General features: G+C 67.3%; 14 protein-coding genes and 3 rRNA genes. 13 read left to right on the forward strand and 4 right to left on the reverse strand.

The window, feature by feature from the left end; genetic code table 11:
* Nucleotides 1-44: 44 nt before the first annotated feature.
* Nucleotides 45-473 (reverse strand): metallopeptidase family protein, encoded by a 429-nt coding sequence (locus tag OG959_RS24000; RefSeq protein WP_326661580.1) that lies wholly within the window; start codon nt 471-473, stop codon nt 45-47.
* Between the two features lie 322 nt (nt 474-795).
* Here OG959_RS24000 and OG959_RS24005 point away from each other — a divergent pair, with 322 nt between their 5' ends.
* The 8 genes from OG959_RS24005 to OG959_RS24040 all read left to right on the forward strand — a co-directional run bounded on the left by OG959_RS24005 (nt 796) and on the right by OG959_RS24040 (nt 9,630).
* Nucleotides 796-1,173 carry a DUF3499 domain-containing protein gene (locus OG959_RS24005; RefSeq protein ID WP_326661581.1) on the forward strand — a complete coding sequence of 126 codons (378 nt, stop codon included), beginning with the start codon at nt 796-798 and terminating at the stop codon, nt 1,171-1,173.
* Between the two features lie 80 nt (nt 1,174-1,253).
* On the forward strand, nt 1,254-2,627 hold the full coding sequence (locus OG959_RS24010) for a phosphomannomutase/phosphoglucomutase (RefSeq protein ID WP_326661582.1): 1,374 nt from the start codon (nt 1,254-1,256) through the stop codon (nt 2,625-2,627).
* Between the two features lie 636 nt (nt 2,628-3,263).
* Nucleotides 3,264-3,446, forward strand: coding sequence for a Trm112 family protein (locus OG959_RS24015; RefSeq protein ID WP_219573344.1), 183 nt, complete (start codon nt 3,264-3,266; stop codon nt 3,444-3,446).
* Between the two features lie 52 nt (nt 3,447-3,498).
* Nucleotides 3,499-4,632, forward strand: a complete 1,134-nt coding sequence (locus tag OG959_RS24020) for an SIS domain-containing protein (protein ID WP_326661585.1) — start codon at nt 3,499-3,501, stop codon at nt 4,630-4,632.
* Nucleotides 4,633-4,756: 124 nt separating this feature from the next.
* A complete protein-coding gene (gene manA / locus OG959_RS24025; protein ID WP_326661587.1) occupies nt 4,757-5,959 on the forward strand; it encodes a mannose-6-phosphate isomerase, class I in 1,203 nt (400 codons plus the stop codon).
* Between the two features lie 88 nt (nt 5,960-6,047).
* Nucleotides 6,048-7,094, forward strand: a complete 1,047-nt coding sequence (locus OG959_RS24030; RefSeq protein ID WP_326661589.1) for a cation diffusion facilitator family transporter — start codon at nt 6,048-6,050, stop codon at nt 7,092-7,094.
* 252 nt (nt 7,095-7,346) lie between these two features.
* Complete coding sequence (gene ahcY, locus OG959_RS24035; RefSeq protein ID WP_266779510.1) at nt 7,347-8,804, forward strand: adenosylhomocysteinase; 1,458 nt, start codon at nt 7,347-7,349, stop codon at nt 8,802-8,804.
* Nucleotides 8,805-9,018: 214 nt separating this feature from the next.
* Nucleotides 9,019-9,630, forward strand: a complete 612-nt coding sequence (locus OG959_RS24040) for a hypothetical protein (protein ID WP_326661593.1) — start codon at nt 9,019-9,021, stop codon at nt 9,628-9,630.
* A 238-nt stretch (nt 9,631-9,868) separates the two neighbouring features.
* Here the strand turns inward: OG959_RS24040 and OG959_RS24045 are convergent, their stop codons facing one another.
* Entirely contained in the window at nt 9,869-10,855 is a 987-nt protein-coding gene (locus OG959_RS24045) for an RDD family protein (RefSeq protein WP_326661595.1), read from the reverse strand.
* A 120-nt stretch (nt 10,856-10,975) separates the two neighbouring features.
* Here OG959_RS24045 and OG959_RS24050 point away from each other — a divergent pair, with 120 nt between their 5' ends.
* From OG959_RS24050 to rrf, 4 genes are all read left to right on the forward strand, one after another.
* Nucleotides 10,976-11,983, forward strand: a complete 1,008-nt coding sequence (locus OG959_RS24050) for a stage II sporulation protein M (protein ID WP_326661597.1) — start codon at nt 10,976-10,978, stop codon at nt 11,981-11,983.
* A 695-nt stretch (nt 11,984-12,678) separates the two neighbouring features.
* Nucleotides 12,679-14,204: ribosomal RNA gene (locus OG959_RS24055) — 16S ribosomal RNA — on the forward strand.
* Nucleotides 14,205-14,505: 301 nt separating this feature from the next.
* Nucleotides 14,506-17,629 (forward strand): 23S ribosomal RNA (locus tag OG959_RS24060).
* Between the two features lie 79 nt (nt 17,630-17,708).
* Nucleotides 17,709-17,825 (forward strand): 5S ribosomal RNA (gene rrf / locus OG959_RS24065).
* Together the 16S, 23S and 5S rRNA genes form the textbook arrangement of a ribosomal RNA operon.
* A gap of 72 nt (nt 17,826-17,897) precedes the next feature.
* On the opposite strand, the gene OG959_RS24070 is transcribed toward rrf, so the two are convergent.
* Complete coding sequence (locus OG959_RS24070; protein WP_326661598.1) at nt 17,898-18,848, reverse strand: LysR family transcriptional regulator; 951 nt, start codon at nt 18,846-18,848, stop codon at nt 17,898-17,900.
* A 135-nt stretch (nt 18,849-18,983) separates the two neighbouring features.
* On the opposite strand from OG959_RS24070, the gene OG959_RS24075 reads away from it, so the two are divergent.
* The gene (locus OG959_RS24075; protein WP_326661599.1) at nt 18,984-20,234 is read left to right on the forward strand and encodes an MFS transporter; all 1,251 of its coding nucleotides are present in this window, start codon (nt 18,984-18,986) and stop codon (nt 20,232-20,234) included.
* A 68-nt stretch (nt 20,235-20,302) separates the two neighbouring features.
* Here the strand turns inward: OG959_RS24075 and OG959_RS24080 are convergent, their stop codons facing one another.
* Nucleotides 20,303-21,613: a DUF58 domain-containing protein gene (locus OG959_RS24080; protein WP_326666579.1), complete on the reverse strand. Its 1,311-nt coding sequence runs from the start codon at nt 21,611-21,613 to the stop codon at nt 20,303-20,305.
* Nucleotide 21,614 lies beyond the last annotated feature (1 nt).

Here is a 21,614-nt window from a genome sequence, read left to right on the forward strand (position 1 = left end):
GGGGGCGGGCCGGAAACCGGCCCGCCCCCCGCTTGTGCGGCCGCCTACTCCTGCCCGTACCGGGGATCGACCGACTCGGGCGAGAGCCCGAGCAGCTCCGCGACCTGCTCGACCACGACCTCGTGCACCAGCAGCGCACGCTCGTCACGATTCTTGGTGCGGATCTCGACGGGGCGCCGGTAGATGACGATCTGCGCCGGCCGCTCCTTCTCCGCGGACAACGCGTTCCCCAGCGGCACGGTCTCCTCCGACGTCCCCGGCACGTCGAGGACCACGAAGTCGACCTCGGCCAGCTGCGGCCAGCGTCGCTCCAGCCGCTCCACCGAGTCCTGCACCAGATCGCGGAAACTGTCCGCCCTGCTGGCCGACAGCGGCACCTGGGGAGGGGCGACGGGGCCGCGCATGCCGCGGCCGTGTCGGTCTCGGCGCCGAGGCCGGGGCTCGGACGGGTGGGGAGGTACGGGACTGTCCATCACTGACGCAGCGTAACCCTCCGGCGGACGAGGGGCCCGAGGCTGACCGGGCAGGAACCGGCCTGATCGTTCCTGACCGATTCAGCCATGGGGCAACCCGTTTCAGGCCCCGCTCGTGATCGTCGATTCCCTGCTGAATGACAGGTTTTGCGCCGAGTGGTGACCGGAATCGTTGCCGTCATGACCTGGGCCCCTTTCCTCCCGTGCAGGTCAGGGGAGTTGCCCGGGAAGAGCCTGTGCCCGAGCTCACAGGGCGACACGGTGGGGTGAGCCGGGGGAGAGTCGTCGCAGCCCGCTCAAGAGTGCGGTACCGTCCAACATCGTGAGCCCTGTACGTCGCTGTTCGCGCACCGCGTGCGGCCGCCCTGCCGTCGCGACACTGACGTACGTCTATGCCGACTCGACTGCGGTCCTCGGCCCGCTCGCCACCTACGCCGAGCCCCATTGCTACGACCTCTGTGCCGAGCACAGTGAGCGCCTGACCGCGCCCCGTGGCTGGGAGGTCGTCCGGCTCTCCGACCCCTCCGCGCCCGCCCGCCCCAGCGGCGACGACCTCGAAGCGCTGGCCAACGCCGTACGGGAGGCCGCGCGTCCCCAGGACCGCACCGACGGCACCAGGGGCGGCGGCCCGCGCACCGCCGACCCGATGGAGGTCGGCCGCAGAGGCCACCTGCGGGTGCTGCGCTCCCCCGACTCCTGAGCGGCTGCCGCCCGGAGCGTGAGGCGTTCCGGGCCGCCGGGTAGTTTGGCGGTCCGAAGAAACCTCAGGAGGACCGGCCCGTGACCGCAGATCTGTCGCAGCTCGTGAAGGCCTACGACGTGCGCGGAGTCGTGCCCGATCAGTGGGACGAGGCGCTGGCCGAGCTGTTCGGGGCGGCGTTCGTCGAGGTGACCGCCGCGGACGCGATCGTCATCGGCCATGACATGCGCCCCACGTCCCCCGCCCTGTCAGGAGCCTTCGCCCGGGGCGCGGCCGCCCGCGGAGCCGACGTCACCATGATCGGGCTCTGCTCGACCGACCAGCTGTACTACGCGTCGGGGGCACTGGACCTGCCGGGCGCGATGTTCACGGCCTCCCACAACCCGGCGCGGTACAACGGCATCAAGATGTGCCGGGCCGGCGCGGCCCCCGTGGGCCAGGACACCGGTCTCGCCGAGATTCGCACCCTGGTCGAGAAGTGGTCCGGGACCGGCGCACCGGAGCCGGCCGCCACCCCCGGCACGGTCACCGCACGCGAGACGCTCACCGACTACGCGGCCCACCTGCTCTCCCTCGTCGACCTGGCCGGGATCCGCCCCCTCAAGGTGGTCGTGGACGCGGGCAACGGCATGGGCGGCCACACGGTCCCGACGGTCTTCGCAGGCCTGCGGCTCGAACTCGTTCCGATGTACTTCGAGCTGGACGGCACGTTCCCGAACCACGAGGCCAACCCGCTCGACCCCGCGAACATCGTCGACCTCCAGGCCCGGGTGGTGGCCGAGGGCGCCGACCTCGGCCTGGCCTTCGACGGCGACGCGGACCGCTGCTTCGTCGTGGACGAGCGCGGCGCGGGCGTCTCCCCCTCGGCGATCACCGCCCTGGTCGCGGCCCGGGAACTGGCCCGCAACGGCGGCCGGGGCACGGTCATCCACAACCTGATCTCCTCCCTCTCCGTCCCGGAGGTCGTACGCGAACACGGCGGCACCCCGGTCCGCACCCGGGTCGGCCACTCCTTCATCAAGGCGGAGATGGCCGCACACGGCGCGATCTTCGGCGGCGAGCACTCGGCGCACTACTACTTCCGCGACTTCTGGAACGCCGACACGGGCATGCTCGCCGCCCTCCACGTCCTGGCCGCCCTCGGCGGCCAGGAGGAGCCCCTCTCGGCGCTGGTGGCCCAGTACGACCGCTACACCGGCTCGGGCGAGATCAACTCCACGGTCGACGACCAGCAGGCCCGCACGGAAGACGTCCGGACCGCCTTCGCCACCCGCGAGAACGTGACCACCGACGACCTGGACGGCCTCACGGTCACGTCCCCGGACTGGTGGTTCAACCTCCGCCCCTCGAACACGGAGCCGTTGCTGCGCCTGAACGTAGAGGCGGGCGACGAGGAGACGATGACGGCGGTACGCGACGAGGTCCTGACCCTCATCCGCAAACCGTCCCCCTAACCTTCCGGCCCGTCCCGCGTGCCCTCCAGCGCCTCCGCGCGTACTCCCCGGCCCGTCCCGCGCGCCTTCCAGCGTCTCCGCGCGTGCTCTCCCGTTCCTCTCTGCGCGCCGTCCAGCGCCTCTGCGCGTACTCCCCGGCCCGTCCCGCGCGCCTTCCAGCGTCTCCGCGCGTGCTCTCCCGTTCCTCTCTGCGCGCCGTCCAGCGCCTCTGCGCGTACTCCCCGGCCCGTCCCGCGTACCCTCCAGCCTCTCCCCGCGTACTCTCCAGCCCCTCCGGCGTTTGAGGAGCGGGGTCCGGGGCGGAGCCACGGTTACGGGAAGGGGCGGGGAGGGGACAAGGCCCGCCGCAGGCGCACCCCACCCCCACCGCCCACCCCCACCGCCCACCCCCACCGCCCACCCCCACCGCCCACCCCCACCGCCCACCCCCTCCGAACCCACCGCCCACCCCGGCCCGGCCGGGCCGCGCCCCCGTCACCCCGGCGGTAGGCTGACCTCGCCCGTTCCACGAGGCACGAACAAGATCAACTGAACACCCGGAAACACGCACCACCCCCTGCGCTGCACCGCACCGCACCGCACTCCACGCCCGCCCGCCCCACCCGCTCGCTCGCTCGCCCGAAGGGACACCCACCCATGCCGCTCGAAGCCGGCCTCCTGGAGATCCTGGCCTGCCCGGCCTGCCACTCCCCCCTCGACGACCGGTCGGCGGCCGACAGCCCCGAACTGATCTGCACCGGCGCGGACTGCGGCCTGGCCTACCCCGTACGGGACGGCATCCCCGTCCTCCTCGTCGACGAGGCCCGCCGCCCCGCGTAACAGGGCCCCACACCCCGCACGGTGATCGGCACGTGATCGGAGGACCGTCCCCATGCTCGACGAGTCGTTGCTCGACGCCCCGGAAGCCCTGGCCCGAGCCGACCGCCGCGGTCTGCTCCGCGGCGCCGCCGAGGCCGGGGCCCGGGTCCGTACCGCCGCCCGGCACGCGACGGAGGCCGGGATCACCGGGCTGAACCCGGAGGGCCGTCCGCGCGCCGTCCTGGTCGCGGGCTCCGGCACCGCCGCATCCGGCGTCGCCGACCTGATCGGCGCCCTGGCCGGCGCCTCCGCCCCGGTCACACGTATCCACCCGACCGGCGTCGCACCCGCCGCGGGCGCGATGCGATGGACGCTGCCCGGCTGGGCCGGCTCCGTCGACCTGCTCCTCGTCGTCACGGCGGACGGCTCCGAACCGGGCCTCGCCCTCCTCGCCGAGCAGGCGTACCGCCGCGGCTGCACCGTCGTGGCCGTGGCGCCCCGGCAGTCACCCCTGCGCGAAGCGGTCGACGGCGTGCACGGCCTGGTCGTGCCGATGGCCTCCGCCCCGCACGGCGAGTACGACGCCGAGACCTCGGCCGCGGGCCCCGGCACCCTGTGGGCCCTGTTCACCCCGCTGCTCGCCCTGCTCGACCGCGTCGGCCTGGTCACCGCGCCCGCCGATGCGCTGCAGGGCGTCGCGGACCGCCTGGACCGTACGGCGGAGCGCTGCGGACCGGCGATCGCCACGTACAGCAACCCGGCCAAGACCCTGGCAGCCGAACTCGCGGACAGCCTGCCCCTCATCTGGACGGAGGGCGACGCCGCGGGCCCGGTCGGACGCCGCTTCGCCGCGGTCCTGGCCGAGCTCTCCGGCCGGCCGGCCCTGGCGGCCGAACTCCCCGAGGCGCTCCCCGCCCATGGAGGCCTGCTGGCCGGGGCCTTCGCGGCCGGGGCCGACCCCGACGACTTCTTCCGCGACCGGGTCGAGGAGTCCGAACCCCTCCACGCCCGGGTCGTCCTGCTCCGCGACCGGCCCACCGGCGGTCTGAGCGCGGCCCCCGCGGCCCGCGAGCTCGCCCTGGGCCACGACACCGCGATCAGCGAACTGGAACCGGAGGAGGGCAGCAGGCTCGAAGCCCTCGCCGAGCTCCTCGCGGTCACCGACTTCGCCGCCGTCTACGTGGCCCTCGCCTCGGGACGCGGCTGAACCATGTGACACCCGGCCCCCGGGCTGCGCCGCCCCACGACGCCCCCACGTACGGCCGGGCTCCCACACAGACCGCATGACCGCGCATTCCACACAGCACGCATCCCACACGAGGACGAATTCCATGGACCGGCTCTCCAACACCGTCCGCCCGTACGCCTGGGGCTCCACCACACTCATTCCGGCCCTGCGGGGGGTCGCCCCCACCGGCGAGCCGCAGGCGGAGATGTGGATGGGCGCCCATCCCGGAGCCCCGTCCCGGATAACCCGCGCCGGCTCCCAGTCCGAAGCACCGGCCGCCCCGTCGTCGCCCCCCGCCGAACATGCGCTCACCGACGTCATCGCCGCCGACCCGGCCGGAGAGCTCGGTCAGCCCGCCGTCGACAAGTTCGGCCCCCGCCTTCCCTTCCTCCTCAAGCTGCTCGCCGCCGGAGCCCCGCTCTCCCTCCAGGTCCACCCCGACCTCGCCCAGGCACAGGAGGGTTACGCGGACGAGGAGCGCCGGTCCGTTCCGATCGACGCCCCGCACCGCACGTACAAGGACGCCAACCACAAGCCCGAACTGATCTGCGCCCTCACCCCCTTCGACGGCCTGTGCGGCTTCCGCCGGCCCGTCGAGGCGGCCGAGGCGATGGAGGGCCTGGGCGTCGACTCCCTCAAGCCGTACGCCGATCTGCTGCGCGCCCACCCGGAAGAGGCCGCCCTGCGCGAGGTCCTCACCGCCATCCTCACCGCGGACCCGGCGCAGTTGGCGGAGACGGTCGCGGCCACGGCCGCCGCCGCCGAACGGATCGGCGGTGCCTACGCCCCGTACGCCCGCATCGCCCACCACTTCCCCGGTGACGCCGGCGTCCTCGCGGCCATGCTGCTGAACTACGTACGACTCCAGCCCGGAGAGGCGCTGTACCTCGGCGCCGGTGTTCCGCACGCCTACCTCGAAGGCCTCGGCGTCGAGATCATGGCCAACTCGGACAACGTGCTGCGCTGCGGGCTGACGCCCAAGCACATCGACGTACCCGAACTCCTGCGCATCGTCCGCTTCGAGGCCACCGAACCGGGGATCCTGCGGCCCGAGGCCTCCCCGTCCGGCGAGGAGCTGTACGAGACGCCGGTCGACGAGTTCAGGCTCTCCCGCTTCGACCTCTCACCGGGCGCGGCCCCCGTGGACCTCACCGCGGCCACACCCCAGATCCTGCTCTGCACGGCGGGCACGCCGAAGGCCGGCGAGCTCGGCCTCGGGCCGGGCGAATCGGTCTTCGTACCGGCCGGGGAGAAGGCCGAAGTGTCCGGTACGGGCACAGTGTTCCGTGCCACTGTGGTGGCCTGACGTACCGTCCGCACCAGCGACTGCAACAATGTCCGGCCGTACCGCGGCCGCCGGAGCCGCAGCACCGACGAAGGGACACCAGGCACCCATGAGTGCGTCAGGCGGAACCAAGGCGATCGTGGCGGCGCTCGCCGCCAACCTCGCGATCGCAGTGGCCAAATTCGTGGCGTTCCTGTTCAGTGGCTCGTCGTCGATGCTCGCGGAGAGCGTCCACTCGCTCGCCGACTCGGGCAATCAGGGACTGCTGCTGCTCGGCGGCAAGAAGGCCCAGCGCGAGGCCACCCCCCAGCACCCCTTCGGATACGGGCGCGAGCGCTACATCTACGCCTTCCTCGTCTCCATCGTCCTGTTCTCGGTCGGTGGCATGTTCGCGGTGTACGAGGGCTACGAGAAGATCAAGCACCCGCACGAGATCGAGGCCTGGTACTGGCCGGTCGGCGTCCTGGTCTTCGCGATCATCGCCGAGGGCTTCTCCTTCCGTACGGCGATCAGGGAGTCCAACGAGACCCGCGGCTCGCTCTCCTGGACCCAGTTCGTCCGCCGCGCGAAGGCCCCGGAACTGCCCGTCGTCCTGCTCGAGGACCTCGGCGCGCTCATCGGCCTCGTCCTCGCGCTCGCCGGTGTCGGCCTGGCCCTCGGCACCGGCAACGGTGTGTGGGACGGCATCGGCACGCTGTGCATCGGCATCCTGCTGATCGTCATCGCGATCGTCCTGGCGGCCGAGACCAAGTCCCTGCTGCTCGGTGAGGCCGCCGGAACCGACCAGGTCGACAAGATCAAGGCCGCGGTCGTCGACGGCCACACCGTCACGGGCGTCATCCACATGCGTACGCTCCACCTCGGCCCCGAGGAACTGCTGGTCGCCGCCAAGATCGCGGTTCAGCACGACGACACCGCCGCCGAGGTCGCCAACGCCATCAACGCCGCGGAGTCCCGCATCCGCGAGGCCGTGCCGATCGCGCGCGTCATCTACCTGGAGCCGGACATCTACAACGCGGCGGCGGCCGCGGCCGGCGTCAACCCGGCCAAGGCACTGGGCGGGAAATCCGGCGCGACCCCGGCCGGCCCGACGGCCGACGACAACCCCGGCGATGCCCCCGACACCCCGGCCGACCCGACTGAATCCGGTCACTGACCGCCTTCGATACGCCGATGAGGCCGCTTCCGGACCCGGTGGACTGGGAGCGGCTGGGCCGTTCGGTGTAGATTCGTCGGCAGTGTCAGACGTCGCTGCTGATGGCGGTCGATCGGTCCGTACGCCGGACCGGCCGAGGGAGAGAGGGCCTCCGACGGACTGCGCTGCGGAACCGCCCGGGCATTCGTGTGCCCACGGCGTGCCGCAGAGCCGCCCTACCCACCCTCGACCCATCACGAGGAGCAGCCCGTTATGACGACGGTCGCCAATCGACAGGACTTCAAGGTCGCCGACCTCTCCCTCGCAGCCTTCGGCCGCAAGGAGATCACCCTCGCCGAGCACGAGATGCCCGGCCTGATGTCGATCCGCAAGGAGTACGCCGCCGCGCAGCCGCTGGCCGGCGCCCGCATCACCGGTTCGCTGCACATGACCGTGCAGACGGCCGTGCTGATCGAGACCCTGGTCGCCCTCGGCGCCGAGGTCCGCTGGGCCTCCTGCAACATCTTCTCCACGCAGGACCACGCCGCCGCGGCGATCGCGGTGGGCCCCAACGGCACCCCGGACGCCCCCGCAGGCGTCCCGGTCTTCGCCTGGAAGGGCGAGTCGCTGGAGGAGTACTGGTGGTGCACGGAGCAGGCGCTGACCTGGCCGAACACCCCCACCGGTGGTCCGAACATGATCCTCGACGACGGTGGCGACGCCACGCTCCTCGTCCACAAGGGCGTGGAGTTCGAGAAGGCCGGCGCCGCTCCGGACCCGTCCACCGCGGACAGCGAGGAGTACGCGTACATCCTCACCCTGCTGAACCGCACGCTGGGCGAGTCGCCGCAGAAGTGGACCCAGCTGGCCTCCGAGATCCGTGGTGTCACGGAGGAGACCACGACCGGTGTGCACCGGCTGTACGAGATGCACCGTGACGGCACCCTCCTGTTCCCGGCGATCAACGTCAACGACGCGGTCACCAAGTCGAAGTTCGACAACAAGTACGGCTGCCGCCACTCGCTGATCGACGGCATCAACCGCGCCACCGACGTCCTGATCGGCGGCAAGACCGCCGTCGTCTGCGGCTACGGCGACGTGGGCAAGGGCTGCGCGGAGTCCCTGCGGGGCCAGGGCGCCCGAGTGATCATCACGGAGATCGACCCGATCTGCGCGCTGCAGGCGGCGATGGACGGCTACCAGGTCGCCACCCTCGACGACGTCGTCGAGCAGGCCGACATCTTCGTCACCACGACGGGCAACAAGGACATCATCATGGCCGCCGACATGGCCCGGATGAAGCACCAGGCCATCGTCGGGAACATCGGCCACTTCGACAACGAGATCGACATGGCCGGCCTGGCGAAGATCGACGGCATCGTCAAGGACGAGGTCAAGCCGCAGGTCCACACCTGGACGTTCGCCGACGGCAAGGTCCTCATCGTGCTGTCCGAGGGCCGCCTGCTGAACCTGGGCAACGCGACCGGCCACCCGTCGTTCGTGATGTCCAACTCGTTCGCGGACCAGACCTTGGCCCAGATCGAGCTGTTCACCAAGCCCGAGGAGTACCCGACCGACGTCTACGTGCTGCCCAAGCACCTCGACGAGAAGGTCGCCCGTCTCCACCTCGCCGCGCTCGGCGTGAAGCTCACGACGCTCCGCCCCGAGCAGGCCGCGTACATCGGCGTCGAGGTCGAGGGTCCGTACAAGTCCGACCACTACCGCTACTGACACCGTCACCACCTGCGACGGCCTGCCGGTGACCTGGCCCCTCACCACCGGTCGGTGAAGACCGGCCACCGGCAGACCCCGCATCGTCTGCGGACGCGCGCGCGTCCGCAGACCCGGTGACTCAGCAGCAGTTACGAACGCAGGCCCCCGCACCCCCGTGCCGGGGGCCTGCGCCGTACCGCACCCGCACAGCCCGAGGAACCCGAAGGACCCCATGCCACGCGGCCGATATTCGCTCCACGATCTCCACGACCACACCCCCCTCGGCGAAGAACACTTCCACTGCGCACCCGGCCCCTCGGGCTGGCGCTACGTCTCCCAGACGACCGCCCCGTCCGGCGATCACCTCGGATCCGTCGACCTCACCCTCGACGAGCTCGGCCGCCCCATTCGTCTCGAACTCCACGCCGCGAGCTGGCAGGTCCGCGGCGCCGCCCTCGAAGGCGTCACCTGGGTGCGCACCGACCCGAGCGGCACCCATGCCACCGAAGGCAATGTCCGCGCCCACGCCTTCAGCGGCACGTCCGCCGCATTCCTCGTCGCCACCGCACGGCTGCTGCGTCTCACCCCCACTTCTCCTGCCACCCGGGTCCGCGTCGTCACCTTCACGGACCCGGTCCTCGCCCCCCGTACCGTCGACCAGTCCTGGGCCCTGGTGAACAGTGAAGCGCACCCCACTGACAACGGGCCGCTGACTGTGGACGCGTACCAGGTCAGCGCCCTGGACACCGGTGAGCAGCACACCGTTCACATCGCCGGTGACGTCGTCCTCTCGGCCCCGGGCATCGAGCTCGAAGAGCTGGAGTCCCCGCCCTCGGACCGGTAGTGCCTGCCGACCGGATCAAAGACACCGGACAGGGCGATACACCTAAGGGCTGTCCCGCAATTCCTGGCGGGCGCACGACGACAGCTACGGCACCTCTCCCCCGTAGCCTCAAGGGCACGGGGGGACCCCCTCCGTTGTCGAAACGCCCGAATACATCCAGTATGCGGGCGCCTCTCCGCCTTGCGATGCACCGCATCTGACGCCGCGCGCTGATCCACCAGGAATTGCGGGACAGCCCTTAGGCGGGCGGAGCGAAGCCGCCCGTGGACGGCCGCACCGCGTCCGCCCCGGGATCCTCTGCCGCACCGTCCCGCCCGACGGGCCGGACGGGGGCGGCCTGCGCGGGAGCGGGGTGGGGTGCCGGAACGGGATGAGCCGGGGGAGCGTACTGCGGCAGCGGAACGGGGTGGGGCAGAGGAAGGCCGGCAGGGTGGGGCAGAGGAGCGAGGTGGGGCGGAGGCGCCGCGGCGGCAGGTGCTGCCGCGAACGCCCGGCGTGCATCACGCGTCTGACGTTCGTTCACCACGGCGGCCAGGAACGCGGCGGCAGGCACCCCCGCCGGGGCCGGTACCCCGGTCCTGGCAGCGAGCTCCCCGGCCAGCCGCTCCGACATGGCGCGCCCCACGGCGGCGTCCAGTTGGTGCATCCGCGTCAGATACTGCCGCACGGCAAGCCACAGGTCGTCCGGAACCGCCGACAGGTCCAGGCCGGCGAACCGCCCGACGAGCCAGGGAGGCGGCGGCGGAACGGCTGCGGCCCTGCCCGCCGGCACCCGCTCCCGTACGACGAGCGTTCCTGCGAAGACGTCTCCGAGCCGCCGCCCACGCGCCGAAACGAGCGAGGCGATGGCGGCGACCGCACCGAGCGTCGCGAGGATCTCCACCACGCCCATCGCCCCGCGGACCAGCGCATGCCGGAACCGGATGGGCCCGCCGTCGTCCCGCACCACCCGAAGCCCGCACGCGAGCTTCCCCAGCGAACGGCCATGGCTGAGTGTCTCCACCGCGATGGGTACCCCCACCAGCACAAGCAGAAAGGTGGCGACGCCCACCGCCGCCACCGCCGCTTCGTCGAGTGCGACCGTCGCGATGGCCAACCCGATCGACACCAGGACGAACACCGTCCCCACTGCCACCAGATCGATGACGAGAGCCAGTGCCCGGCTCGGCAGTTTCGCCGGCCGCAACCCCAGCACGACCGCGTCCCCGGTCACCAGCTCACTCATTGCCGCCCACCCTTCCGCCGACCATCCCTGCCCCTCGGGGCCACAGTCTGCCAAGCTGACCCGCAACGCGCCGCAGTTGTACGGACCCGTACACACCCATGCCAGGAGCAGCAGCCGACCATGGACCTCGACGTCTTCGTCCACAGCCACCGCATCGAGTGGGACCGCCTGGACCACCTCCTGCACCGCGGGCGCAAACTCACGGGAGCGGAGGCCGATGAACTCGTCGACCTCTACCAGCGCACGGCCACCCATCTGTCCCTGATCCAGTCCAGCGCGCCCGACCCCCTGCTCACCGCGCGCCTGACGCAGCTGGTGGCCCGGGCCCGCTCCACGGTGACCGGCGCCCGGCGTGCCTCCTGGCGCGATGCCGTCCACTTCCTGACGGCAGGATTTCCCGCGGCGGTCTACCGCTCCAGGCACTGGTGGATACCCACCGCCGTCCTCTCAGCGCTCCTCGCCGCACTGATGGGCTGGTGGATCGGCACCCACCCGGAGGTCCAGGCGGCCATCGCCGCCCCGGAGGACCTCCGCCGCCTGACCAGTCCGGGAGGCGAGTACGAGACGTACTACTCCAGCCACCCGGCGGCCTCCTTCGCCGCCCAGGTCTGGACGAACAACGCCCAGGCCGCCGCCATGTGCCTGGTGCTCGGCGCGTTCCTCTGCGTCCCGGTGATCTGGGTCCTCTTCGTCAACGTGCTCAACCTTGCGGTGGGTATCGGCCTGATGTCCTCGGCGGGCCGGCTGGACACCTTCCTCGGCCTGATCCTTCCCCACGGGCTGCTGGAACTCACGGCGGTCTTCGTCGCGGCCGGCACCGGCCTCCGCCTGGGCTGGACGGTCATCGATCCCGGCCCGCACACCCGGCGTACAGCCCTGGCACAACAGGGCCGGGCCGCCCTCGGCATGGCGATCGGACTTGCCCTCGTCCTCTTCGTCTCGGGCGTCATCGAAGGCTTCGTCACTCCTTCAGGCCTTCCGACCTGGGCACGCATCGCCATCGGCATCGCCGCTGAGCTGGGCTTCCTCGCCTACGTCTACATCCTGGGCGGCCGGGCGGCCCGAGCGGGCGACGCAGGCGACATCGCGGCAGGCGAACGGAGCGCCGAGCTGCCGGTGGCCGCCTGATGTGCGAGCGGCCCCGCTGACCTGCTAGTCTCCTCAAGCCCCAAAAGAACCGTTGACACGGCGGATTGGGGGAGGTAGATTAGAACGGTTGCCTCGAACTGGAAAAGTTCGGGCTCAACGGTTAGGTTTACCTCGCTCTCGACGGAAATGTAATTTCCGCGGAGCCATTTGATTCCCACTCTCCAGAACATGAAGCCGATTAGTTCGGCGTTATTGCTTCTGATAAAGTCGAATCAGCCGAAAGGCAAGGCCACTTCAACGGCCACTGGAATTCAAATTCGGACCGGAAACGGTACGCACGGGTTCTGGTAAGGTTGAAACCGCTGGAAAGGGAAAGCGCGAAAGCGAAGAACTGGAAAGCGAAAATGTAAAACCCGCTTCGACCGGGAATCGGACACGAAAGAGTCTGATAGAGTCGGAAACGCAAGACCGAAGGGAAGCGCCCGGAGGAAAACCCGAAAGGGTGAGTACGAAGGAAGCGTCCGTTCCTTGAGAACTCAACAGCGTGCCAAAAGTCAACGCCAGATATGTTGATAACCCGACCTGTTTCGGCAGGTTCGAGGTTCCTTTGAAAGTCCTGTCAGGCCTTTACCGGCTTGGTAGGCAATGCACACAGCGAGGACATAGCGAACGACCGGTCCTATTCCGACTCGGTTGTTCCGCTCTCGTGGTGTCTACCCGATTACGGGAAAACATTCACGGAGAGTTTGATCCTGGCTCAGGACGAACGCTGGCGGCGTGCTTAACACATGCAAGTCGAACGATGAAGCCTTTCGGGGTGGATTAGTGGCGAACGGGTGAGTAACACGTGGGCAATCTGCCCTTCACTCTGGGACAAGCCCTGGAAACGGGGTCTAATACCGGATAATACTTTCTCTCTCATGGGGGAAGGTTAAAAGCTCCGGCGGTGAAGGATGAGCCCGCGGCCTATCAGCTAGTTGGTGGGGTAATGGCCTACCAAGGCGACGACGGGTAGTCGGCCTGAGAGGGCGACCGGCCACACTGGGACTGAGACACGGCCCAGACTCCTACGGGAGGCAGCAGTGGGGAATATTGCACAATGGGCGAAAGCCTGATGCAGCGACGCCGCGTGAGGGATGACGGCCTTCGGGTTGTAAACCTCTTTCAGCAGGGAAGAAGCGAAAGTGACGGTACCTGCAGAAGAAGCGCCGGCTAACTACGTGCCAGCAGCCGCGGTAATACGTAGGGCGCAAGCGTTGTCCGGAATTATTGGGCGTAAAGAGCTCGTAGGCGGCTTGTTGCGTCGGTTGTGAAAGCCCGGGGCTTAACCCCGGGTCTGCAGTCGATACGGGCAGGCTAGAGTGTGGTAGGGGAGATCGGAATTCCTGGTGTAGCGGTGAAATGCGCAGATATCAGGAGGAACACCGGTGGCGAAGGCGGATCTCTGGGCCATTACTGACGCTGAGGAGCGAAAGCGTGGGGAGCGAACAGGATTAGATACCCTGGTAGTCCACGCCGTAAACGTTGGGAACTAGGTGTTGGCGACATTCCACGTCGTCGGTGCCGCAGCTAACGCATTAAGTTCCCCGCCTGGGGAGTACGGCCGCAAGGCTAAAACTCAAAGGAATTGACGGGGGCCCGCACAAGCAGCGGAGCATGTGGCTTAATTCGACGCAACGCGAAGAACCTTACCAAGGCTTGACATCGCCCGGAAAGCCGTAGAGATACGGCCCCCCTTGTGGTCGGGTGACAGGTGGTGCATGGCTGTCGTCAGCTCGTGTCGTGAGATGTTGGGTTAAGTCCCGCAACGAGCGCAACCCTTGTTCTGTGTTGCCAGCATGCCCTTCGGGGTGATGGGGACTCACAGGAGACTGCCGGGGTCAACTCGGAGGAAGGTGGGGACGACGTCAAGTCATCATGCCCCTTATGTCTTGGGCTGCACACGTGCTACAATGGCCGGTACAATGAGCTGCGATGCCGCGAGGCGGAGCGAATCTCAAAAAGCCGGTCTCAGTTCGGATTGGGGTCTGCAACTCGACCCCATGAAGTCGGAGTTGCTAGTAATCGCAGATCAGCATTGCTGCGGTGAATACGTTCCCGGGCCTTGTACACACCGCCCGTCACGTCACGAAAGTCGGTAACACCCGAAGCCGGTGGCCCAACCCCTTGTGGGAGGGAGCTGTCGAAGGTGGGACTGGCGATTGGGACGAAGTCGTAACAAGGTAGCCGTACCGGAAGGTGCGGCTGGATCACCTCCTTTCTAAGGAGCATCTAGATTCCGCAAGGAATCCAGAGACCATTTCGTCGGCAAATGTTCGACGGTGGTTGCTCAAGGGTGGAACGTTGACTATTCGGCACGATGAGCACGGTTTCGTTAGTACTGCTTCGGCGTGGAAAACGGGAACGGGTTGATCGGGTCGGGCACGCTGTTGGGTATCTGAAGGTACGGGCTCATTTGAGTCTGTCCTTCGGTTGCCGGCCCCAGTGAACTCGTTCTTCGGAGCGGGGTGATGGGTGGCTGGTCGTTGTTTGAGAACTGCACAGTGGACGCGAGCATCTGTGGCCAAGTTTTTAAGGGCGCACGGTGGATGCCTTGGCACCAGGAACCGATGAAGGACGTGGGAGGCCACGATAGTCCCCGGGGAGCTGTCAACCAAGCTTTGATCCGGGGGTTTCCGAATGGGGAAACCCGGCAGTCGTCATGGGCTGTCACCCGCTGCTGAACACATAGGCAGTGTGGAGGGAACGAGGGGAAGTGAAACATCTCAGTACCCTCAGGAAGAGAAAACAACCGTGATTCCGGGAGTAGTGGCGAGCGAAACTGGATCAGGCCAAACCGTATGCGTGTGATACCCGGCAGGGGTTGCGCATGCGGGGTTGTGGGATCTCTTTTTCATGGTCTGCCGGCCGTGAGACGAGTCAGAAACCGTTGATGTAGGCGAAGGACATGCGAAAGGTCCGGCGTAGAGGGTAAGACCCCCGTAGCTGAAACATTAACGGCTCGTTTAAGAGACACCCAAGTAGCACGGGGCCCGAGAAATCCCGTGTGAATCTGGCGGGACCACCCGTTAAGCCTAAATATTCCCTGGTGACCGATAGCGGATAGTACCGTGAGGGAATGGTGAAAAGTACCGCGGGAGCGGAGTGAAATAGTACCTGAAACCGTGTGCCTACAAGCCGTGGGAGCGTCGCTGTATGTGCTTGCACATGCAGTCGTGACTGCGTGCCTTTTGAAGAATGAGCCTGCGAGTTTGCGGTGTGTTGCGAGGTTAACCCGTGTGGGGAAGCCGTAGCGAAAGCGAGTCCGAATAGGGCGATTTAGTAGCGCGCTCAAGACCCGAAGCGGAGTGATCTAGCCATGGGCAGGTTGAAGCGGAGGTAAGACTTCGTGGAGGACCGAACCCACCAGGGTTGAAAACCTGGGGGATGACCTGTGGTTAGGGGTGAAAGGCCAATCAAACTCCGTGATAGCTGGTTCTCCCCGAAATGCATTTAGGTGCAGCGTCGTGTGTTTCTTGCCGGAGGTAGAGCACTGGATAGGCGATGGGCCCTACCGGGTTACTGACCTTAGCCAAACTCCGAATGCCGGTAAGTGAGAGCACGGCAGTGAGACTGTGGGGGATAAGCTCCATGGTCGAGAGGGAAACAGCCCAGAGCATCGACTAAGGCCCCTAAGCGTACGCTAAGTGGGAAAGGATGTGGAGTCGCAGAGACAACCAGGAGGTTGGCTTAGAAGCAGCCACCCTTGAAAGAGTGCGTAATAGCTCACTGGTCAAGTGATTCCGCGCCGACAATGTAGCGGGGCTCAAGCGTACCGCCGAAGTCGTGTCATTCCAGCATGTACCCCCAACGGGGGCTGGGATGGGTAGGGGAGCGTCGTGTGCCGGGTGAAGCAGCCGCGGAAGCGAGTTGTGGACGGTTCACGAGTGAGAATGCAGGCATGAGTAGCGATACACACGTGAGAAACGTGTGCGCCGATTGACTAAGGGTTCCTGGGTCAAGCTGATCTGCCCAGGGTAAGTCGGGACCTAAGGCGAGGCCGACAGGCGTAGTCGATGGACAACCGGTTGATATTCCGGTACCCGCTTTGAAACGCCCAATACTGAATCAGGCGATGCTAAGTCCGTGAAGCCGGCCCGATCTCTTCGGAGTTGAGGGTAGTGGTGGAGCCGACGAACCAGACTTGTACTAGGTAAGCGATGGGGTGACGCAGGAAGGTAGTCCAGCCCGGGCGGTGGTAGTCCCGGGGTAAGGGTGTAGGCCGTGTGGTAGGTAAATCCGTCACACATTAAGGCTGAGACCTGATGCCGAGCCGATTGTGGTGAAGTGGATGATCCTATGCTGTCGAGAAAAGCCTCTAGCGAGTTTCATGGCGGCCCGTACCCTAAACCGACTCAGGTGGTCAGGTAGAGAATACCGAGGCGTTCGGGTGAACTATGGTTAAGGAACTCGGCAAAATGCCCCCGTAACTTCGGGAGAAGGGGGCCATCACTGGTGAGGGAACTTGCTTCCTGAGCTGGGGGTGGCCGCAGAGACCAGCGAGAAGCGACTGTTTACTAAAAACACAGGTCCGTGCGAAGCCGTAAGGCGATGTATACGGACTGACGCCTGCCCGGTGCTGGAACGTTAAGGGGACCGGTTAGCTGACTTTCGGGTCGGCGAAGCTGAGAACTTAAGCGCCAGTAAACGGCGGTGGTAACTATAACCATCCTAAGGTAGCGAAATTCCTTGTCGGGTAAGTTCCGACCTGCACGAATGGCGTAACGACTTCTCGACTGTCTCAACCATAGGCCCGGTGAAATTGCACTACGAGTAAAGATGCTCGTTTCGCGCAGCAGGACGGAAAGACCCCGGGACCTTTACTATAGTTTGATATTGGTGTTCGGTTCGGCTTGTGTAGGATAGGTGGGAGACTTTGAAGCGGCCACGCCAGTGGTTGTGGAGTCGTCGTTGAAATACCACTCTGGTCGTGCTGGATGTCTAACCTGGGTCCGTGATCCGGATCAGGGACAGTGTCTGATGGGTAGTTTAACTGGGGCGGTTGCCTCCTAAAGAGTAACGGAGGCGCCCAAAGGTTCCCTCAGCCTGGTTGGCAATCAGGTGTTGAGTGTAAGTGCACAAGGGAGCTTGACTGTGAGACCGACGGGTCGAGCAGGGACGAAAGTCGGGACTAGTGATCCGGCAGTGGCTTGTGGAAGCGCTGTCGCTCAACGGATAAAAGGTACCCCGGGGATAACAGGCTGATCTTCCCCAAGAGTCCATATCGACGGGATGGTTTGGCACCTCGATGTCGGCTCGTCGCATCCTGGGGCTGGAGTCGGTCCCAAGGGTTGGGCTGTTCGCCCATTAAAGCGGTACGCGAGCTGGGTTTAGAACGTCGTGAGACAGTTCGGTCCCTATCCGCTGTGCGCGTAGGAATATTGAGAAGGGCTGTCCCTAGTACGAGAGGACCGGGACGGACGAACCTCTGGTGTGCCAGTTGTCCTGCCAAGGGCATGGCTGGTTGGCTACGTTCGGAAAGGATAACCGCTGAAAGCATCTAAGCGGGAAGCCTGCTTCGAGATGAGTATTCCCACCCTCTTGAAGGGTTAAGGCTCCCAGTAGACGACTGGGTTGATAGGCCAGATGTGGAAGCCCGGTAACGGGTGGAGCTGACTGGTACTAATAGGCCGAGGGCTTGTCCTCAGTTGCTCGCGTCCACTGTGTTAGTTCTGAAATAACGAACGGCCGTGTTTTGTTCCGGTGTTGGTTAATTTCATAGTGTTTCGGTGGTCATTGCGTTAGGGAAACGCCCGGTTACATTCCGAACCCGGAAGCTAAGCCTTTCAGCGCCGATGGTACTGCAGGGGGGACCCTGTGGGAGAGTAGGACGCCGCCGAACTCCTTTTGATAGTTAAGCCCCGTGCCCTTGTGGCACGGGGCTTTTCTGCGTTCCCGGCCAGGAATGATCGCATCAGGTTCGCGGCACGTCGGAGTCCTCGGTCCATGCGGGCTTCCACGTCTCGCCGTCGGCCTGGTGAGGCCGTGTGGATCCGAGATAGTCGCGGAGAGCGATGAGGGCGGGGTGTGGGTTGTCGCGACGCCAGATCAGTGAGTGCGGGTAGACAGGAGTGGGGTCGGTCACCGGGATGCGCCGCAGTCCATGGCCGGCGGGCCAGATCAGGCGGGTGTGCTCGCCCATGAAGGTGGCCAGGGCCGGAGTGTCGGCGATGGTGTCCAGAAGGGCGTCGGAACCGAAGTTGGGGCCGGTCGCCTCGATGGTGAGGCCGAATTCGGCGACGAGGTCGTCGTAGTAAGCGCCCCACTCGGTACCGGGGACGATGCCGGGCATCCAGATCCGGTGCCCGGCGAGCTGCGCGAGGGTCACGGACCTGGCGCCCGCCAGTGCGTGGGCAGGGCCTGTGAGGAGTTGCAACGGCTCATCGAGCACTCGGGCGGATTCGATGTCCTTGGGAAGTGGCCGGCCGGGCGCCGTGACGGCGCGGAACGACGCATCGATCGCACCGGACCGGATAGCGGCGACGGCCGTGTCGATCTCGAACAGCATCAACACGTCGAGCTCGATTTCGGGGTGAGCGCGGTGGAATCCGCGCATCAGGCCCGCCTGCGCGCCGCGCGACGCGAGCACGTCGACACGCAGCGGGCGACGGCCGGCGTGCACGGACGCGACCGCGCGCTCCGCGACGCGCAACAGCTCACGGGCGTGAGGCAGAAGTGCCTGCCCGTCGATGGTGAGCTCGGCGCCCCGTGGCGTGCGGGTGAACAGCCGCACCCCGAGGCTTTTCTCCAGCACGGAGATGCGTCTGGAGACGGCCTGCTGGGTGATCGAGAGCTCAGCGGCGGCTTCCTGGAACTGGCCCGTGTCGGCGACGGCTGCGAAGGTGCGTACGGCTTCGAGATCCATGGAGATCCACGGTAATTCACAACGGATCGTTGTGCAGTGGCGCCAACTCTGTTGTTTGACCTGCTGTTGTCCTGCTCGATTAGCTCTCCCCGGGCAATGTCTGTTTGTTCGGTAGGACATCAAGGGTGGCTGAGCATGGTGGGCAGGAGACCGTTGGGGCGGCAGTTCGGGTGGCTGTGGGCGGCGTATGCCGTCAGTGGGTTCGGCACCCGGCTGGCGTTCGACGCGTTCGCTCTGATCGCGATCCTCGCACTCCACGCTGGGCCGACCCAGGTGTCCGTACTGGCCGCGGCAGGGCTTGCTGTGGGAGCCGCCGTAGCCGTGCCGCTGGGGCCGTGGCTGGAGTTCCGGCGCAAGCGGCCGGTGATGGTCGCGATGGACCTGACCCGGTTCGCAGCGCTGATGAGCGTACCTGCCGCGTATGCGCTCGGTCTGCTCGGCTTCGCGCAGCTTCTGCTCGTGTCCGTTGTCGTCGGCGCGGCGGATATCGCGTTCACCGCGGCCAGCGGCGCGTATCTGAAGACGCTCGTGCGGCCTGAGGACCTGCTCGTCGCGAACGGACGGTTCGAGTCCACGGCTTGGACCGTCACGGTGCTCGGACCGCCGGCCGGCACGGCGGCGATCGGATTCTTCGGACCGGTGACGACGGTGGTGGCCGATGCGGTCAGCTATCTGCTCTCAGCCGCAGGCATCCGTGCCATCGGTGGCAGCGAGCCGTACCCCGCGCGAACGGGTATGCCCAGGTCGCGGCTCCGGCCCCGCGACCTGCTCGAAGGGTGGCGGCACATCCTGAGCCACCCGGCCCTGCGTCCTCTGTTCTTCAACACGGTCCTGGTCAGCGGTCTGATCATGGCAACCTCGCCGCTGCTCGCCGTCCTCATGCTCGGGGACCTCGGGTTCGCCCCCTGGCAGTACGGCCTTGCGTTCGGCCTGCCCTGTGTCGGCGGGATCATCGGCTCACGGCTGGCCCGCGGGCTCGTCGCACGGGTCGGACGCCAGAGGGCCCTGCTCGCCGCCGGGGCGCTGCGCGCGTGCTGGTCGCTCGGGCTGGCCTTCGTCCGGCCCGGTGCGGGCGGACTCGTGCTCGTCATCGTGGTCGAGTTCGGGCTGATCACCTGTATGGGTGTGTTCAACCCGGTGTTCGCCACCTATCGGCTCGAGCAGACGGCGACGGACCGGATCGTCCGCACCCTGTCGGCGTGGTCGGTCACCAGCAAGCTGACGGTCGCGGCCATGACCGGGCTATGGGGTCTGCTGGCCGCCGTCACCGGTCCTCGCGCCGCGATCGCCATCGCCGGTCTTCTCATGCTGTTCACGCCGTTCCTGCTTCCCTGGTCCGACCGCGAGTCACACCACGAGCCGGATACGGCAGGGATCCGAGGCTGACTCTCCTCGCAATTCGTCCCCTGCCCCTGCCCCCGCTCGGGGCCCGGGGCGGGGGGAGGGGACGGGCCTTACAGCCGGCCGGCGGCCTTGAGGGCCAGGTAGGCGTCCGCGAGGGACGGCGCGAGGCTGTCCGGGGTGGCGTCCACGACGACCACGCCGTGACGCTGGAGCCGGTCCGCAGTCCGACGCCGTTCTGCCTGCGCCTGGGCTCCCGCGGCAGCGTCGTAGATCGCGTCCACTGTTCCCCTCGCTGCCGCCATCTCCTCGATGTGAGGGTCCCGCACGGCTGCCAGCAGCACGGTATGGCGCTGAGTAAGACGGGGCAGCACGGGCAGCAGCCCTTCCTCGACAGGGGCTGCGTCAAGGCTGGTCAGCAGCACGATGAGGGAGCGCCGAGGGGCATGCGTCAGCGCGGCGGCGCTCAGACCCCGGGCGTCGGTTTCCACGAGTTCCGGCTCCAGCGGGGCCAGGGCGTCGACCATGGCCGACAGGACGTCGCCGGCGCCCCGGCCCCGGACCTGGGCGCGCACACGGCGGTCGTGGGCGAGAAGGTCCACGCGATCGCCGGCTCGGGTCGCCAGGGCGGTGAGAAGGAGAGCCGCGTCCATCGACGCGTCGAGGCGGGGCACATCACCGACCCGGCCCGCCGACGTACGGCCGGTGTCGAGGACGATGAGGATGTGACGGTCGCGCTCGGGGCGCCAGGTCCGTACGGCGACCGCCGACTGGCGCGCGGTGGCCCGCCAGTCGATCGAGCGGGTGTCGTCACCGGGGACGTAGGCGCGCAGACTGTCGAACTCCGTGCCCTCGCCCCGGGTGAGGACACTTGTACGGCCGTCCAGCTCGCGCAGCCTGGCCAGGCGGGACGGCAGGTGCTTGCGGCTCGTGAAGGGTGGCAGGACGCGTACCTTCCACGGGGCGTGATGGCTGCCCTGGCGGGCCGCGAGTCCCAGCGGGCCGTAGGAGCGGACGGTGATCTGTTCCGCCCGGCGGTCACCGCGACGGGTGGGGCGCAGCACCGTGGTGACACGGCGGCGTTCACCGGGCGGGACATCCAGTCTGTGGCGAGACGCTGCCTGGTCCGTGCCCGGGAACCAACTGCTGGGAGGCCATGCGTCGCGGAGGTGTGCCCGCAGGCGACGACGGGAAGGATTGACTACGGTGAGTAGCACTTCGGCGCTGTCACCGAGTCGAACGGTTGTATCACCGGATCGAGTGAAATGGAGCTGGCGGACTGGTGCTGCCAGGGCGTAGTCGCACAGAATTGCTAGAAGAAGCGGGGCGTTGACCGCGAGCATACCCGTCCAGCTCGGGGCCAGTATGCCTACAGGGAGTGACCCAAGGGCGGCGAGCAGAGAGGTGCGTCCGGTAAGGGCCACC

This window comes from Streptomyces sp. NBC_00385 (assembly GCF_035917155.1).
Taxonomy (GTDB): Bacteria; Actinomycetota; Actinomycetes; order Streptomycetales; family Streptomycetaceae; genus Streptomyces; species Streptomyces poriferorum.

Excerpts from the sequence above, each read along its gene's own strand:
- OG959_RS24040 (WP_326661593.1), top strand. The coding sequence starts at position 9,019 with ATGCCACGCGGCCGATATTCGCTCCACGATCTCCACGACCACACCCCC.
- OG959_RS24020 (WP_326661585.1), top strand. The coding sequence starts at position 3,499 with ATGCTCGACGAGTCGTTGCTCGACGCCCCGGAAGCCCTGGCCCGAGCC.
- OG959_RS24030 (WP_326661589.1), top strand. The coding sequence starts at position 6,048 with ATGAGTGCGTCAGGCGGAACCAAGGCGATCGTGGCGGCGCTCGCCGCC.
- OG959_RS24000 (WP_326661580.1), bottom strand. The coding sequence starts at position 473 with ATGGACAGTCCCGTACCTCCCCACCCGTCCGAGCCCCGGCCTCGGCGC.
- manA (WP_326661587.1), top strand. The coding sequence starts at position 4,757 with ATGGACCGGCTCTCCAACACCGTCCGCCCGTACGCCTGGGGCTCCACC.
- OG959_RS24050 (WP_326661597.1), top strand. The coding sequence starts at position 10,976 with ATGGACCTCGACGTCTTCGTCCACAGCCACCGCATCGAGTGGGACCGC.
- OG959_RS24045 (WP_326661595.1), bottom strand. The coding sequence starts at position 10,855 with ATGAGTGAGCTGGTGACCGGGGACGCGGTCGTGCTGGGGTTGCGGCCG.
- OG959_RS24070 (WP_326661598.1), bottom strand. The coding sequence starts at position 18,848 with ATGGATCTCGAAGCCGTACGCACCTTCGCAGCCGTCGCCGACACGGGC.
- OG959_RS24075 (WP_326661599.1), top strand. The coding sequence starts at position 18,984 with ATGGTGGGCAGGAGACCGTTGGGGCGGCAGTTCGGGTGGCTGTGGGCG.
- ahcY (WP_266779510.1), top strand. The coding sequence starts at position 7,347 with ATGACGACGGTCGCCAATCGACAGGACTTCAAGGTCGCCGACCTCTCC.
- OG959_RS24015 (WP_219573344.1), top strand. The coding sequence starts at position 3,264 with ATGCCGCTCGAAGCCGGCCTCCTGGAGATCCTGGCCTGCCCGGCCTGC.